This is a genomic window from Staphylococcus sp. GDB9P120P (genome assembly GCF_017893435.1).
Classification (GTDB): Bacteria; Bacillota; Bacilli; order Staphylococcales; family Staphylococcaceae; genus Staphylococcus; species Staphylococcus cohnii.
Map to the genome: position 1 here is coordinate 22,279 of NZ_JAESNB010000011.1, position 16,036 is coordinate 38,314.

Annotated in this window: 16 protein-coding genes; 8 read left to right on the plus strand and 8 right to left on the minus strand. The window is 31.8% G+C overall.

Annotation, left to right across the window (positions count from 1 at the left end; translation table 11 throughout):
* Positions 1–92 precede the first annotated feature (92 nt).
* Together KA856_RS12420 and KA856_RS12425 are read left to right on the plus strand one after the other, a co-directional pair.
* Positions 93–1,574, plus strand: coding sequence for a sucrose-6-phosphate hydrolase (locus KA856_RS12420; protein ID WP_107383587.1), 1,482 nt, complete (start codon positions 93–95; stop codon positions 1,572–1,574).
* Positions 1,575–2,540: a carbohydrate kinase family protein gene (locus tag KA856_RS12425; RefSeq protein WP_107383588.1), complete on the plus strand. Its 966-nt coding sequence runs from the start codon at positions 1,575–1,577 to the stop codon at positions 2,538–2,540.
* A gap of 190 nt (positions 2,541–2,730) precedes the next feature.
* Here KA856_RS12425 and agrA read toward each other — a convergent pair whose 3' ends face one another.
* The 6 genes from agrA to KA856_RS12455 all read right to left on the minus strand — a co-directional run bounded on the left by agrA (position 2,731) and on the right by KA856_RS12455 (position 7,862).
* Positions 2,731–3,447, minus strand: a complete 717-nt coding sequence (agrA, locus tag KA856_RS12430; RefSeq protein ID WP_019469554.1) for a quorum-sensing response regulator AgrA — start codon at positions 3,445–3,447, stop codon at positions 2,731–2,733.
* A gap of 12 nt (positions 3,448–3,459) precedes the next feature.
* Complete coding sequence (gene agrC, locus KA856_RS12435) at positions 3,460–4,755, minus strand: quorum-sensing sensor histidine kinase AgrC (RefSeq protein ID WP_181187632.1); 1,296 nt, start codon at positions 4,753–4,755, stop codon at positions 3,460–3,462.
* A gap of 26 nt (positions 4,756–4,781) precedes the next feature.
* Positions 4,782–4,919, minus strand: coding sequence for a cyclic lactone autoinducer peptide AgrD (agrD, locus tag KA856_RS12440; protein ID WP_019469556.1), 138 nt, complete (start codon positions 4,917–4,919; stop codon positions 4,782–4,784).
* Positions 4,920–4,921: 2 nt separating this feature from the next.
* The gene (locus KA856_RS12445) at positions 4,922–5,491 is read right to left on the minus strand and encodes an accessory gene regulator AgrB (RefSeq protein WP_210138749.1); all 570 of its coding nucleotides are present in this window, start codon (positions 5,489–5,491) and stop codon (positions 4,922–4,924) included.
* A gap of 737 nt (positions 5,492–6,228) precedes the next feature.
* Entirely contained in the window at positions 6,229–7,014 is a 786-nt protein-coding gene (locus KA856_RS12450; RefSeq protein WP_210138750.1) for a carbon-nitrogen family hydrolase, read from the minus strand.
* 218 nt (positions 7,015–7,232) lie between these two features.
* Entirely contained in the window at positions 7,233–7,862 is a 630-nt protein-coding gene (locus KA856_RS12455; RefSeq protein WP_019469559.1) for a nitroreductase family protein, read from the minus strand.
* Positions 7,863–8,055: 193 nt separating this feature from the next.
* Between KA856_RS12455 and KA856_RS12460 the strand changes: the two genes are divergently transcribed.
* Entirely contained in the window at positions 8,056–10,128 is a 2,073-nt protein-coding gene (locus KA856_RS12460) for an SdrH family protein (RefSeq protein WP_181187633.1), read from the plus strand.
* Between the two features lie 80 nt (positions 10,129–10,208).
* On the opposite strand, the gene mroQ is transcribed toward KA856_RS12460, so the two are convergent.
* Positions 10,209–10,952, minus strand: coding sequence for an intramembrane glutamic endopeptidase MroQ (mroQ, locus tag KA856_RS12465; protein WP_064264595.1), 744 nt, complete (start codon positions 10,950–10,952; stop codon positions 10,209–10,211).
* A gap of 176 nt (positions 10,953–11,128) precedes the next feature.
* Between mroQ and groES the strand changes: the two genes are divergently transcribed.
* The 3 genes from groES to KA856_RS12480 all read left to right on the plus strand — a co-directional run bounded on the left by groES (position 11,129) and on the right by KA856_RS12480 (position 13,956).
* A complete protein-coding gene (gene groES / locus KA856_RS12470; RefSeq protein ID WP_019469562.1) occupies positions 11,129–11,413 on the plus strand; it encodes a co-chaperone GroES in 285 nt (94 codons plus the stop codon).
* Positions 11,414–11,461: 48 nt separating this feature from the next.
* Positions 11,462–13,084, plus strand: coding sequence for a chaperonin GroEL (gene groL / locus KA856_RS12475; protein WP_210138751.1), 1,623 nt, complete (start codon positions 11,462–11,464; stop codon positions 13,082–13,084).
* Between the two features lie 404 nt (positions 13,085–13,488).
* Entirely contained in the window at positions 13,489–13,956 is a 468-nt protein-coding gene (locus KA856_RS12480) for a DinB family protein (protein ID WP_107383615.1), read from the plus strand.
* Between the two features lie 45 nt (positions 13,957–14,001).
* Here the strand turns inward: KA856_RS12480 and KA856_RS12485 are convergent, their stop codons facing one another.
* Positions 14,002–15,294, minus strand: a complete 1,293-nt coding sequence (locus KA856_RS12485; RefSeq protein ID WP_107383616.1) for an aminotransferase class I/II-fold pyridoxal phosphate-dependent enzyme — start codon at positions 15,292–15,294, stop codon at positions 14,002–14,004.
* A gap of 201 nt (positions 15,295–15,495) precedes the next feature.
* On the opposite strand from KA856_RS12485, the gene KA856_RS13950 reads away from it, so the two are divergent.
* Complete coding sequence (locus tag KA856_RS13950; RefSeq protein WP_224396387.1) at positions 15,496–15,591, plus strand: Trp-rich small protein; 96 nt, start codon at positions 15,496–15,498, stop codon at positions 15,589–15,591.
* Between the two features lie 230 nt (positions 15,592–15,821).
* The gene (locus tag KA856_RS12490) at positions 15,822–16,016 is read left to right on the plus strand and encodes an SE1626 family protein (RefSeq protein WP_064264599.1); all 195 of its coding nucleotides are present in this window, start codon (positions 15,822–15,824) and stop codon (positions 16,014–16,016) included.
* Positions 16,017–16,036: the final 20 nt, after the last annotated feature.

Below are 16,036 nucleotides of genomic sequence, written 5' to 3' on the forward strand. Positions count from 1 at the left end.
ATAATGATAATGAAATACATAGATATTATGATGCACTGAATTGCGACAGAACAAATATCAGAAAGTAGTAGTTTGTAATAGGAGGAAATAAAGTGAGTGAATGGACAAGAGATGAACGTTATCAACGTTATGAAGATATTAATCAAGAAACAATGGACGAATTAACTGAGCGTGTGAATCAATCTAAATATAGACAATTGTTTCATATCCAGCCGAAAACAGGATTGTTAAATGATCCTAATGGTCTGATTTATTATAAAGGAGATTACTATATCTCATATCAATGGTTTCCTTTAGGAGCCGTCCATGGTTTGAAATATTGGTATACATATAAAAGTAAAGATTTAATAAATTTTGATGATCAAGGAATTTCACTAAAACCAGATACGAAATATGACAGTCATGGTGTATATAGTGGCAGTGCATTTACATATAACAACAACTTGTATTATATGTATACAGGAAATCATAGAGATGAAAATTGGAATAGAAAGTCTACACAACATATAGCTAAGGTACATGACAATGGTGAGGTTCAAAAATTTCCTAAAGCAGTAATAGCAGCACCACCGTCAGGCTATACGCAACATTTTAGAGATCCTAAAGTATTTGTGAAAGATGAAATTTACTATGCAGTAATTGCTGCACAAAATGAAGAAGGATATGGAAGAATACTTCAATATCAATCAACAGACATTGTGAATTGGACATTTCAAGGTGAAATAAAAACAAAACTTGAGGCGTTTGGTTTTATGTGGGAATGCCCAGATTATTTTAATTTAGATGGTTTCGATTTACTGCTATTTTGTCCTCAAGGTATTGAACCAGAAGGTGAAAAATTTAGGAATATTTATCAATCTGGTTATATTATGGGGCAATACGACATAGATCACCTCGTTATGGATCATGGTGATTTTCATGAATTAGATCATGGTTTTGATTTTTATGCGCCTCAAACTTTTACAGATGAATATGGCAAAAGAATACTCATTGGTTGGATGGGTTTACCAGAAGTGAACTATCCTACAGATTCAGATGGTTGGGCGCACTGTTTAACAATTCCTCGTATTTTGACAATTGAACAAGGTAATTTAAAACAGCGTCCTATTAAAGCACTTCAACAATTAAGAACGAATAAAGAAACAGCATTAGGTTATGCTAATAAGTTTACGCGATTTTTAAATCCATATGAAGGTAAACAATTTGAATTGATTATTGATATTTTGGAAAATGACGCTACTGAAATTTATTTTGAAATCAGAGCTTCAAAATCACAGTCTTTACTTATTGCTTATAATACAAAAACAAGAAAAATTACATTGGATCGTAGTGAAAGTGGCTTATTACCAGAACCAGTCGATGGTAATACACGTAGCACGTATTTAGATACGCCATTATCTCAACTACAAATGTTCGTAGATACATCGAGTATTGAACTATTTTGTAATGATGGTGAACGTGTGATGACTTCAAGAATTTTCACAGATGATGATGCCATAGGATTTAAAGCTTCTACCGAATCTGGCCAAGTCTTTCTTAATTTTACAAAATATGACATAAAGGATGATCAATAAATGAAACGTTTACTTGCAATAGGGGAAGCACTTATCGATTTTATCCCTAATCAAAAAGATTCAAAATTAAAAGACGTTGAAGGGTTCACAAGACAAGTCGGTGGTGCGCCTTGTAACGTTGCCTGTACTACGACAAAATTAGGTGGGCAAGCAGAAATGATTACCCAGTTAGGTAATGATGCATTTGGTGATTTGATTGTTGAAACCATAAGTAATATTGGTGTGCATACAAACTATATTCGACGTACAGATGAAGCGAATACTGCTTTAGCATTTGTAAGTTTAACCAAAGAAGGGGAACGTGATTTTTCATTCTATCGTAAACCATCAGCAGATATGTTATACCAGCCTAGCAATATTGATGCAATTACTGTAACAGAAAATGATATGTTACATTTTTGTTCTGTTGATTTAGTAGATAGTCCAATGAAACAGGCGCATAAAGCGTTAATAAATAAGGTGAAATCGGTAAATGGTACGATTATCTTTGATCCTAACGTACGCTTGCCGTTATGGACTAGTGAAGCGGAATGTAAAAATGCAATTCGTGAATTTTTACCATTAGCGCATGTGCTTAAAATTTCAGACGAAGAGCTGACATTTGTGACTGGAAAAAAAGTTGAAAAAGAGGCCATCGCGTGGCTATTCCAAGGTAGCGTGGAGGCAGTTATTTATACTAAAGGCAAAGAAGGTGCAGAAATTCATTTTAAAGATGGCACAGTGATTGATCACCCTGGTTATAAAGTGAAAGTGATAGATACTACTGGCGCTGGCGATGCTTTTATAGGAGCATTAATTAATAGATTGGCAGTATCTGATATTGTGAATCCAATAGAAGCATTAAAACTCCAAGGTGAAGATATACTTCAATTTAGTAACATAGTTGCTGCAAAAGTTACTACTAAATATGGCGCGATTGAGAGTATACCTAGTTTAGATGAAGTTAATGAGGTACTTGAATATTAAAAGAGTGAACGTGGAAAGCAATCTTATTCAATGAATCCAATTACGTTAAGATGAGTGTGGGGATAATAAGGATTAAGGAATATTTGGGCATTAGCGCATGTATAAGTCCCACTAACTCAATAAATTGAGAAGTGTGCTTTAATGATAATAGGCAGAGACAATGAATTGTCTCTGCCTACTAATTTATGTATTAAATTTTTTTGACATTACGTACGGACGCGTAGCAGTGTTCATTATTTTTGAAGTAAACAATACGAGACTTAGAATCAATGGATTCTATATTGTGTCTATTAACAACAAAACTATTATGACATCTAAAAAATCGTTCATCTAAATTATCGATTTCTTTTAAATTACCATAAAATTCAATTTGCCTATTGTCTAGATGAGCAATCAAACGATGTGAATTCGAAGAAGATTCAAAAAACATTACATCATCATATTGTACATAAATAGAATTACTGCCACGTTTGAGCTCGATTGTTTCAACTGTGTTTTCTTTTGAAAGTAGCTTCAATCGAGTTTCTGATGTTTCGAGACAATCAATTACTCTTGATTTTAATTCATCAGGATCATCTTTGAAAATAAAATCCATAGCAGCAACTTTATATACAAAAGTTAAATAAGTGAGCTCACTGTGACTTGTGACAAATATAATATTGCTCACTGGATCGTATTTTCTAATCTCACTTGCTAATTTAATGCCATTAATATCAGCTTCTAATTGTATATCAAGAAAATAACAACCAATATCCTTAAGTTCTTTTGCACGTTCCAATACCTCATAAGGATCTGACGTAGCTACTTCAATTTCCATTGGCTTTTCTTCTATCATGATGTAATTATTGATAATTGAAACTATATTTTCACGTTGTCTTACATCATCTTCACAAATGAATATTTTCATATTTACACATCCTTATGAATTAGAATTTAATATTTCTACTTTTTGGATAAAGTAATTATTATCAATAGTTGTATCTAATAAAACATTGGAAGTTGCATCGGTTATTTCCTTTAAGTTAGATAATCCTAAACCACGATTTTTTCCTTTTGTTGAGTAGTTTTCTTGGAATAAAGTATGCACTCTAGGCATATCAGGTTTACATTTATTCATGATGATAAACATCACTGAATCATCTTCATTTTTGATAAAAGCAATGCGAATTAAAGGGTCATCTTCAATTTTTTCTGATGCTTCTATGGCATTGTCTAATAAAATACCAATAACTCTACTTAAATTGATAATAGGCATATCAATTTTTTCAATTGGTTCTGGAACTTCAATGCTCAATCTTATATTTTTTTCTTGAGCTTGTAATATTTTAGTTGTTAATAAACCTTTAATTTCACGAACTTTTAAATTTTCAATGCCATTAATTTTAAGTGTTTTCATTTGCATATTATCTTGCATTGGTATGATTTCTTCATTAAAATACTTACGTAAACCTTGCATATCGTCTTCTCGGATATAATCAGATAATGTTGAAAGTATATTAACATAGTCATGTCGAAATTTACGCATCTCATTATTAATTTTTTCAATTTGCAACGTATATTTATAATAATTTTCTATTTCTTTGATATTACGTTTATATTGAATTTGTCGTATAATGCTGAAGGAAATAGTAATGATTAAAATAGCAGTAGTAATAATGACCACTGCATACATGATTACAACAAATTTAATATCTGAAAATGATAAAATGGAATTTGGTAAATAAAAATAAATTAACAGTAAAACTGTGAGTAAAAACAAGCATACAATTGAAAGATATATTTTATTTAAAGATAAAAATGAAGTTGACATTTTTATAAAAAAATATTTTATTATGTATCCTAAACTTATTGCAATTAAGATAAAACTTACTGCATAGAATGAACTAAAAATATAATTTAATGTGATAACTTCTATTAATTGAGTAGCTAGCCAAATAGAAATGAAGTTAGCCATATATAAGATGAAAAAACTGATCAATGCTGCAACGACACCTATGGTTTGCTTTCTTATGTACATAAATATAACGACAGCTATTAATAATAAAATAGTTGTTTTTTCACTAATAAAGTAATAAATAATAGTAGAAGGGATTATAATGCAAATCATTGCGATATAATCCCTAAAAGTATATTTGATGTTCGTTAAAGTTTTAACATTAACGAATAAAAGAACTGATTGTATAATTGCTAACAAAACAGAATTAAAAACTACCATATATATACACACTTTCTAATAACGAATTATTTGTATAAATCTGTAATTTCTTTTGGTACCTCAGGTTCATCAAAATAAGCACTGCAAACTTTTCCACCTGAAACTGCTCCTAAAACACTAAAAAATTTAACGAATAAGTTTATAATAGATTCAAAAATATGCATATCTAAACATCCTCCTTAGGAAAAAATATCGGGAGTTGTGCAAACGCAATTAGTGTAATACCTAAAAGTACTAATTGTGAATACGGCTCCTTTAAGATTAATGAAACACACAATAATAATAAAGTTACAACGATTGTTTTGATTTTTTTACCTTTTCTAAGTTTTATTGGAATCGGTTGTTTTTTAGTTGCTGAAGGCGCATAAATAACTAAAATAATAAAACCTAACAAAGCAAGTGTATACATAAGTAAAATATCCACTTTTATATACCCAATAAACCATGGTAATAAAACAAATAAAACAATGTTTTGAATATGACACGAAAGCGATGACTTCGCATGTGCACCGTGTGCATACTGTCTAATCAAATAATAAGATAAATGAACAGTTAGTGTGTATAGAAATATATGGCAAAGGATTGAAATGCCATAAACTACAATAGTTTTCGCAAGATTGCTAACAAAAACTTGCATGCCTAAACGGAGTTTTAGGAACTCAAGATGATCAAGATTATTTCTTTGTTGAAGATATCGTGCTAAGTTTTCAATTTTGTTATCAATTCCCCTTGACATGGCTATTCTCTCCTCACCCGTATTATACAATTTTAATTATATTTTAGGCGTCTCATTGCTTAACTGTAAGTTTTGTATTCCTAACTGTTTGAATTTCTTATCTTTTTAATTTTAACATATAATTCTTAACAAATAAGTATGAAATATAACGAGTTAGGAATTATTAAACGCAATTCTAGAAATCCATGGTTTAATATACTTGTATCACAAAGAAGTGATAAAATTATTTAGACTTAACCGTTTAAATGAAGATGTTAATTAGGCTTTTGAGCAGGAGTCTAATTGACTTTACTAAATTGTAACTGTATCTTCGTATAGTTATTGGAGTTACAAGTTTAGTTGTCGGTTTCATTTCTTTGAATACGGACAAGAGGAGGCTGATGTTGTGACAAGAACCTTTTCAGTAATAGCTAGTGGTTTCGTAAAATAGTACTAGATTAGTACACAACTCGCTTAATACGTTAAGCAAATCCCTTAAATTTGTATTTGTAGACCTTTCCCAGTCTCAAATCAAATCTATTTTAACTTTGTCTATAACAGAGACAATTTAAAATTTAAACATGTAAGCTATCGTAAACATCATTCAATTTATCATTTTAATCGGTAAATTCACTAATTTTTTTCATAATTAATAACATCCCCAAAAAATAGATAGAGAAATAACTGTATAAAACATTCCCTTAATAATAAGTTACAAAAAACCGTGAGTCCCTCCCAAGCTCACGGTTTTTTTATGTTTATTTATAAAGGTGTGGTCTCAAATTTTTAAAGACTGGTATTGCTTCACGTTGTTTGACAACCTCATCTAAATTTAGTGAACAACTTAATCTTCCTTCTTTGTCATTGAGTTGATCTATAATTTCACCATTTGGATTAATAATCATTGAGTTACCAGCATACTCAGTTTTACCATCATCACCACAGGTGTTACAACCGACGACAAACATATCATTTTCTATCGCACGTGCTTTTAGTAAAGCAATCCAATGGTCTAATCTAACACTTGGCCACTGCGCTACATAAAATGCGATTTCTGCACCTTTACGTGCTGGATAACGTAATATTTCAGGAAAACGTAAATCATAACAAATAATTTGTGCGATTTTCACCCCGTTAGAAAGTGAAAAGGGCTCAGGAACAGCGTTACCTGGACTCATAAAGAGTGGCTCATCTAACATCGGGACGAGGTGTACCTTATCGTAACTATTGATTAAATAGCCTTGTTTCGATACTGCAAAGGCAGTGTTATATACATTTTCTTTCATAATATTAGACACAGAACCTGCTACAATATCTACTTGATATTGTATAGCTAATTTTGAAATAAATTCAAAACTTCGTGATAACTGTTGATCAGCTAGTTTGTTTAATTGGGGTAAGGCATATCCGTTATTCCACATTTCTGGCAATACAACAACATCTGTTTCAGTTGTTACATAATTAGAGAACCAATTTTTAATGGTTGTTTCATTAAATGAAACATTTGCTGGTTCAATTTTAAGTTGAAAGATTTCTATATTCATCAATTTCACCCCTTATATTAGTGTTAGACTAAATATACTAAATATATTTAGAAAATTCAAAATTTGGTTAACAGTATTATAAAGCAAATATAAAAAAGAGGCGAAGACATGAAAGTCTTTGCCTCATATAATGATAGTTATATAAATAAATTTATTTTTGTCTATGTTTTTTGATGTTGGATGTAAAATATCTTGTCATTCTGTAGATATTTAATTTTTTACTTTTTTATAAGGAAGCGTTTATCTATATCATTAAATTCTTTTTCGCTAGCTTCTTCACGAATATTACCGAAAGGCATTTGTGCCATAAGTTTCCAAGTTTTAGGAATATCAAAAGCTTCAGAGACTGCTACGTCTACAAGTGGGTTATAATGTTGTAATGAAGCACCGATACCTTCAGTACTTAGTGCTGTCCAAATAGCGAATTGATGCATGGCGTTTGTTTGGCTTGACCAGATCGCAAAGTTTTCTGCATAGTTAGGCATTTGATTTTGTAAACCTTCGATGACTTCTTCATCTTCAAAGTATAAAACTGTACCGTATGAATGTTTAAAATTATCAATTTTATCAGCGGTAGGTTGGAAATCACGATCAGGTCCCATTGTATTTTTAAGTTCTTCTTTTGTGATTTCCCAGAATTTATCATGATTATCATTTAATAATAAAACAATACGTGTAGATTGTGAGTTAAATGAAGAGGGTACATGTTTAATTGCATGTTCAATTATATTTTCAACTTCTTTATCAGAAATTGAAATTTCTTTATTTAAACTATAAATTGTACGTCTCGTTTCTATTGCTTTTTGAAATGCATCTAAATCTTTTGATTTTTTAGTGAATAATCCCATTATAGTAGCTCCTTTATTAATTCAAAATATATATCTAGTATAATAATTATATCGGATTTTGTAAATAGGCTTTTTACAAAAAATTTCAGATTTATTACTTTTTCCTTTCAATAACCATCTATTTAATGAAAAAAAGTGAGCTTTCTAATATAATTATAATGAATATAAGGTTTATTACTATGGAGGTGAGAAAATGAAAGGGTATAAAATGAATAAAATATTAGTTTCTAGCTTCGCTTTTGCTATAAGTGCTTCTTTATTATCAAAACCGATTCAGGCAGCTGAAGATCAAAAAAATAATATATCAACTGATACAAAAGATGTTTTAGCTGGAAATGATGACATGGGACGTTCAAATTTTGTACCTTCAATTTCCGACCTTTATAGTACAGATGGTAAAGAAAATTTTGACACTAACGTTGAAAACAATAATACAATAAAAAATGAGTTGTCAGCTGATAAATTAAATTCAGGTGAAAAAGAAAAATCAGTAGACGATGACGTATTTAATAATGAAGGTACTGATACACCAGTTCAACCAGATGAACCAAACGATGGAGACACGTCTGATTTAAGTGAAGACGATAATACAGGAGAGCCAACAACACCAGATGAACCAAACGAAGATGAAAGCACACCATCAGAACCAGACAATCCAAGTGATGAAGACACGTCTGATTCAAATGATGGAGATAACTCTGGTACAAATGAAGGGACAGATGAACCAAGCGATGGTGACACGTCTGATGCAAGTGAAGACGATAATACAGGAGAGCCATCAACACCAGATCAACCAAACGAAGATGAAAGTACGCCATCAGAACCAGACAATCCAAGTGATGGAGACACATCAGGTTCAAGTGAAGACGATAATACAGAGGAGCCATCAACACCAGATCAACCAAATGAAGATGAGAGTACACCATCAGAACCAGATGAACCAAGTGATGAAGATACGTCTGATTCAAATGATGGAGATAACACTGGTACAAATGAAGGGACAGACGAACCAAGCGATGGAGACACGTCTGATTCAAGTGAAGACGATAATACAGGAGAGCCATCAAAACCAGACAAACCAAACGAAGATGATGAGAGTACACCATCAGAACCAGATGGATCAAGTGATGAAGGCACGTCTGATTCAAACGATGGAGATAACTCTGGTACAAATGAAGGGACAGACGAACCAACGACTCCAGACCGACCAAATGAAGGTGGAGGCACGCCGCCAAAACCAGACAAACCAAATGATGGAGATAACTCTGGTACAAATGAAGGGACAGACGAACCAACGAACCCTGGCCGACCAAATGGAGGTGGAGGCACGCCGCCAAAACCAGACAAACCAAGTAATGGAGATACATCTGGTTCAAATGGAGGAACAGGCATACCGACGAATCCAGATCGACCTAATGTTGGGGGAGGCACGTCATCAAAACCAGATAATCCAAGTGAAGGAAGTACATCTGGTTCAAATGGAGGAACAGGAGTACCGACAACTCCAGACCGACCGAATTTGACACCTCCGCAAACACATTATCCAAATAAACCAAGTAATGGAAACCATAGAAGCGGTAATGACGATGCGTATCAACCAACACAACCAGTCAAACCTTCAAACCCTACACGACCAAACTTAAAAAGACCAAGTGAAAATACGCAACCAAACAAATATCAAAATGAAATAAATTATGGAGACTTGTCAGTTAAACAAGATACAAGTCAAACGTCGGGCAGTACAAATAGTGATCGTCAAATTTTAAATAGATTTAATCAAATGTCTACCGGTTCGTTTAAATATAATCCTTTTGTCGTAAACCAAGTAAAACAATTAAATAATGGTGAACAAAAAATCTCTAACAGAGATATTTTATCCATTCTTAGACCACAACGATTTGATGATAATGCTTTTTTAAATGAGTTACAGAAAGGAACGAATTATTTTAAATTTCAGTATTTTAATCCTTTGAAATCACAAGATTATTATCAAAATTTGGATAATCAAGTATTAGCTTTGATTACTGGTGAAATTGGATCAATGCCAGATTTAAAAAATCCAAAAACGGAAAGTGCTTCAGGTAAATATGAGTATCACTCTAGCAGCGATGAAGAAATGACTGAAACTGCAGACAAAAATTCAAAAAATACTATCGATATAAAATTTGAACGTATTTTATTCGCTTTAATAACAGCTATTTTTATTATATTTATTGGTGTCGTAGTTGGTTACTTTGTTCATCGTAAAAATAAAAATAATGAATAATTGAAATATAAAAAGGACTAATCCATTCAATAGTATGGATTAGTCCTTTATTTTGAGCATAGAAGTTATTTCCAAATTTGCTAAATAATAAGACTGAAAATAAAAGAAGTAGTTTCTTGTAATTCTTTTATTTTTTCTGGGCCAATTAAAACTTGAATTATTACAACAAAACCATTTTGCATCATATGTACAGCAATAGGTACCCATATGCGTTTTGTAAAAGCGTATAACCCTGAAAAAATCATTCCCATACCAAAGTAAATGATGAAGAAGGCTGGGTCACCATGTGCAGCACTAAATATAATAGAACTTACTACTGAAGCTACTATGAATTTTAAGGTTTTATTGCCTTTCATAAGTTGATATAACTCACCAAAAATAACTTTTCTAAATACATATTCCTCGAGGATTGGACCTACGACTGAAATTAAAATAATGAAGACGGGAATATCCTGAGCTACTTTCATTAACCTTTCAGTATTTGGACTTGATTGTGGACCACCTAATACGAACATATTAATTAAATTAGCAATAATTTGATAGACCATAACACAAACATATCCAACGAGCGCCCATAATATTGCGTAGCGTTTCTTTTCTTTTGTTCGTTGTTCTAATTGTGTTGGATTAGCAATGAAATTATTGATTATAATGATAATGATTGATGCGATTATAAATAAAATAACTTGTGTATAAATATTGGTAAACATTAATGATTTACCACTTAAATTGTTGAAAAAACCTGCCATATGTAAAAATATAACACCATATTGCGCTAGACCATAAATAATTAATGTCAATATGGATACCCACAAACGAGACATAATGAACCTCCAAAAAATAGTTTATATCTTATTTTAGCGCAAATTATCGTCACACACAAAATATACAACGATGGTTTTAACTTGAAATGTTGACCAACTTTGATTATTATAGAAATTAGATTAGCACTCAAGGTAATGAAGTGCTAAAGATTTCCAATTCTAAGGAGGAACAATCAATGTTAAAACCATTAGGTAACCGAGTAATTATTCAAAAAATAGAACAAGAGCAAACAACAAAAAGTGGTATTGTATTAACAGATAGCGCTAAAGAGAAGTCAAATGAAGGTACGATAATTGCAGTAGGTGCAGGACGTATTTTAAAAGATGGTTCTCGAGTTGCTCCTGAAGTGAACGAAGGCGATAACGTTGTTTTTCAACAATATGCTGGCACAGAAGTTAAACGTGGAGACGAAACATATTTAATCCTTAACGAAGATGATATTTTAGCAATTATTGAATAATAAATTATAAAACGATAAATCATACTAACAACATGGAGGTTAAGAAATATGGCTAAAGATTTAAAATTCTCTGAAGATGCACGTCAATCTATGCTAAGAGGTGTAGATAAATTAGCAAATGCTGTTAAAGTTACAATTGGTCCTAAAGGGCGTAATGTTGTATTAGATAAAGAGTACACTTCACCATTAATTACTAATGATGGTGTAACGATTGCAAAAGAAATTGAATTAGAAGATCCTTATGAAAATATGGGTGCTAAATTAGTACAAGAAGTAGCAAATAAAACAAATGAAATCGCTGGTGATGGTACAACAACAGCTACTGTATTAGCACAAGCAATGATTCAAGAAGGTTTAAAAAATGTTACAAGTGGTGCTAATCCAGTTGGATTACGTCAAGGTATCGACAAAGCTGTAGAAGTAGCGATTGAAGCTTTACATGAAATTTCACAAAATGTAGATAATAAAAATGAAATCGCTCAAGTTGGTTCTATTTCAGCAGCTGATGAAGAAATTGGTAAATATATTTCTGAAGCAATGGAAAAAGTTGGAAATGACGGTGTTATTACAATTGAAGAGTCAAGTGGCTTTAATACTGAATTAGAAGTTGTAGAGGGTATGCAATTCGACAGAGGTTATCAATCTCCATATATGGTCACAGATTCAGATAAGATGGTTGCAGAGTTAGAAAGACCGTATATTTTAATTACAGATAAAAAGATTTCATCTTTCCAAGATATTTTACCGTTATTAGAACAAGTGGTTCAAGCTAATCGTACAATTTTAATTGTAGCTGATGACGTTGAAGGTGACGCATTAACAAATATAGTCTTAAACCGTATGCGTGGTACATTCACAGCAGTAGCAGTAAAAGCGCCTGGATTTGGTGATCGTCGTAAAGCTATGTTAGAAGATTTAGCAATTTTAACAGGTGCACAAGTGATTACTGACGATTTAGGCCTAGAACTTAAAGATGCATCAATTGATATGCTTGGTACTGCTAACAAAGCTGAAATTACTAAAGACAATACTACAGTTGTCGATGGTGATGGTGATCAAAACAATATCGATGCAAGAGTAAGTCAAATCAAATCACAAATTGAAGAAACTGATTCTGATTTTGATAGAGAAAAATTACAAGAACGTTTAGCAAAATTAGCAGGCGGTGTTGCAGTAATTAAAGTTGGTGCTGCAAGTGAAACAGAATTAAAAGAACGTAAATTACGTATTGAAGATGCCTTAAATTCTACAAGAGCTGCTGTTGAAGAAGGCATCGTAGCAGGCGGTGGCACAGCATTTATGAACATTTTTGATAAAGTATCGAAAATTGAAGCTGAAGACGATGTAGCTACTGGGGTTAATATTGTCTTAAAAGCTTTAGAAGCTCCTGTACGTCAAATAGCAGAGAATGCTGGTTTAGAAGGCTCAATTATAGTTGAAAGACTTAAAAATTCAGAAGTTGGCGTTGGCTTTAATGCGGCTACTAATGAATGGGTAAATATGCTTGAAGCTGGTATCGTAGACCCAACTAAAGTAACACGCTCTTCGCTTCAACACGCAGCAAGTGTTGCATCAATGTTCTTAACAACTGAAGCAGTCGTAGCCAATATTCCTGAAGAAAATAACAATGACCCACAACCAGGTATGGGCGGTATGCCAGGTATGATGTAATATAGCTATTGAGGTTATTACATCAATGTTAGTTGGTTGACATGACAAAATAATATAGAAATTTAAAATCAAACTTCATTGAAGTTAATCATTGACGTTTCTCATTAAGCATAAAGCTTTTTGAGAAGCGTCTTATTTTATATCACAGTTTAGATTAAAGCAAAAATAAAAATGTTATAAATCTTGAAAATTAATGATAATAAAATGTTAGTACAAGCTTTTTACTTATAGTTTATATCAGAATTTTGAATTAATGTGAAGGGCTTAATAATCATAATATTCATTGTTAATAATTTTAGTAATGTGAATAAGTATTAAATAAAAGGGTAGAGAGTGGGTGTAAGTTTTAATAGTTGCAACATATTTTAGCTGCACGATATTTGAAGAGTGGAGGGAATTAAATTATGACTAAGAAATCAGTATATGATGTTATTGATATGGGTGTTAATTATTTAATTTCAGGTTATGATAATTGGAATAATGACCAAGTATTGGACGATAAAATTGATTTATTTCCAAATACAATACATTGGCAATATGGTCATGTTTTAACTATATTTGAATCTGCTTTATCTCTATATGATAAAAATACAGTTGATATAGAACAATACACACGCTTATTTGGTTATGGCTCCTCACCAGAAAATTGGGGAGATGAAACAATACCAAAAATTGATGAAATATTGAACAATTTACAGACATTACCAGAGCGCGCTCAAAAACTTTCAGATGAAGAACTACAAACAGAATTAACTGAAACAATCGCAGGTTGTAATACATTGGATGAATTGTTGGTATTAAATGCCATTCATATTCCTTTACATGCTGGTAAAATTGAAGAAATGTCACGTGTTTTAAAACAACAACAATAAATTAAAAAAGATGAAATTGCTATGAATAGCAATTTCATCTTTTTTTTATACATTTTGTAAATCAGAAATGGCTTTAGCTATTGAATCAAAGACATGAGGGATATCATCTTTTTCTACACAACTAAAAGCAATTCTAATGTCAGAATCATTTAATGCAATTATACCAATAGAATAATTTTCGATTAAATGCTTACGCAATTGTTCTGGATTAACATTTTTAACTTTAAGCGCCATAAAGTATCCAGAGTTAAAATCATAGGGTTGCCAATATGTTGAATATTTTTCGTCATAAACAACAGATTTTGTGGTTTGGTATCTCGCATTTAATGTATCAATATTCTTTTGAATTTCTTTATCAAATTGATCATGGTTTTCAAGTATATATTTAACTGCGCTTTGAGAGGGCATAGGTCCACTAGAAATATTACTTCTAATTAATCCTTTTACTTTGGCTTCTAAGACTTGCTTTGTAATAGGGTCGTTAACACCAAAACTGATAAAGCCTACGCGTAATCCCCATGCAAAGAATTCTTTAGTAGCTCCATCTAAACGGATAGGTAATAAATTAGGTAAATGTAAATTTGTTAATGCAGTAAATAGAGATTGCGTGTAAACATCTTCATAGAATAAACCATAGTAAGCGTCATCTATCAATGCAATAACATTAGTACCACGCTCTGCAAGTGATTTGATGGCATCGACAATAACGGCTACTTCATCTTTAGTAGGCGTGTAGCCAGTTGGGTTATTAGGATAATTTAGGATTAAAATAACTTTATCTTTGTCATATTGTTCTAAAGTATGAACAAGCTGTTCAGTGGTAAAATGTCCGTGCTCATCGAAGATATCATATGTTTCAATTTCAGCACTATGTCTTGTACTATATACTAGTTTATAGTTACCCCAATTATGTGATGGTAGTAATATTGTGTCACCGCTATCAACGAACATATCTCCTACAATAGATAGACCGTGTGTCAATGCATTTGTAACAATAGGTCTTGTCATGTGGTTCGCAGTTAAATCAGGATTGTCTTTCAACATTTTTTGTTGCCATAAATCACGAAGTGCTTCTAAACCTTGAGGAGGTGCGTACGGAAAGATGTCATTTGGTTCTAAATGATTGAACATATCATTTAACGTTTCAGCATACATTTTACTATCTTTATATGTTGCCATACCGATTGTGGCATTATATTTAGTAGCTTTCGCTTCTGCGGATTGTGATAAAATGCCCTTTGGATAATACATTAATTTGCCTAAATCAGAAAGCATATCTGCAATTTCTGGATTGGATTTAGATAATTGCTCGTTTAAATCTAAAGCTAAAGGATTCATAGTTTGTTAACCTCTCTTTACTTTTTAAATGATATAACTATATTATCTTGAAATCAGTCAAAATTAAAGCGTTGCAAACATTTTATAAGAAAAATATAAATTTAAGGTCATTTTATACGAACAGGTGTTCTGTTTTATGTTAGAATATAGATAGGCCATCAAAATCCTACATGGTACTTTTTTTGTGGGGGGTGTAGTATGATTACGTGGTGGCAAGAAATTTTAGTAACTTTAATAACAGGTGGCTTACTTGTTGTATTCCGTGTTTGGTTAGAAAATAAGTGGAAAGACAAATAGGTGGCCTTACACAAAAAACCCCAAGTCTGCGCTATCAGACTTGGGGTTGTGTAGTATAATTCGTGGATACAATTATATTTTAGCACCGCCAAGTATAAACTGCAAACAATATATTCTATTGCATGTAATGCAAATTAATAATAAGATAATTTTAAAATTAGAATAGTATGAATGAGTTTTAGAAATTGTGAGTAAATTTTGATACAATGTAATTATTTGAGGTGAGTATAGTGAAGCATTTAACAAAAATATTTGTGATTATTGCTATTGTATTATTTGTCGTTGGTTACTATTTACAGGCTACTGGACATGAAAATTCAGGCATAAAATTATTAATTGCAGCAATTATGTTTATGATTTGTGCATTTATAAATAGAAGTAATGATAGACGCAAAAAAAATAATCAAAATAATAAAAAGAAATAAGTAATAAGAGTGAGACATCT

Bases quoted from the DNA above. Each gene is read 5' to 3' on its own strand.
- KA856_RS12445 (WP_210138749.1), bottom strand. From the start codon at position 5,491: ATGTCAAGGGGAATTGATAACAAAATTGAAAACTTAGCACGATATCTT.
- KA856_RS12485 (WP_107383616.1), bottom strand. From the start codon at position 15,294: ATGAATCCTTTAGCTTTAGATTTAAACGAGCAATTATCTAAATCCAAT.
- groL (WP_210138751.1), top strand. From the start codon at position 11,462: ATGGCTAAAGATTTAAAATTCTCTGAAGATGCACGTCAATCTATGCTA.
- KA856_RS12455 (WP_019469559.1), bottom strand. From the start codon at position 7,862: ATGGGATTATTCACTAAAAAATCAAAAGATTTAGATGCATTTCAAAAA.
- mroQ (WP_064264595.1), bottom strand. From the start codon at position 10,952: ATGTCTCGTTTGTGGGTATCCATATTGACATTAATTATTTATGGTCTA.
- agrD (WP_019469556.1), bottom strand. From the start codon at position 4,919: ATGCATATTTTTGAATCTATTATAAACTTATTCGTTAAATTTTTTAGT.
- groES (WP_019469562.1), top strand. From the start codon at position 11,129: ATGTTAAAACCATTAGGTAACCGAGTAATTATTCAAAAAATAGAACAA.
- KA856_RS12480 (WP_107383615.1), top strand. From the start codon at position 13,489: ATGACTAAGAAATCAGTATATGATGTTATTGATATGGGTGTTAATTAT.
- agrA (WP_019469554.1), bottom strand. From the start codon at position 3,447: ATGAAAATATTCATTTGTGAAGATGATGTAAGACAACGTGAAAATATA.
- agrC (WP_181187632.1), bottom strand. From the start codon at position 4,755: ATGGTAGTTTTTAATTCTGTTTTGTTAGCAATTATACAATCAGTTCTT.
- KA856_RS12425 (WP_107383588.1), top strand. From the start codon at position 1,575: ATGAAACGTTTACTTGCAATAGGGGAAGCACTTATCGATTTTATCCCT.
- KA856_RS12450 (WP_210138750.1), bottom strand. From the start codon at position 7,014: ATGAATATAGAAATCTTTCAACTTAAAATTGAACCAGCAAATGTTTCA.
- KA856_RS12460 (WP_181187633.1), top strand. From the start codon at position 8,056: ATGAAAGGGTATAAAATGAATAAAATATTAGTTTCTAGCTTCGCTTTT.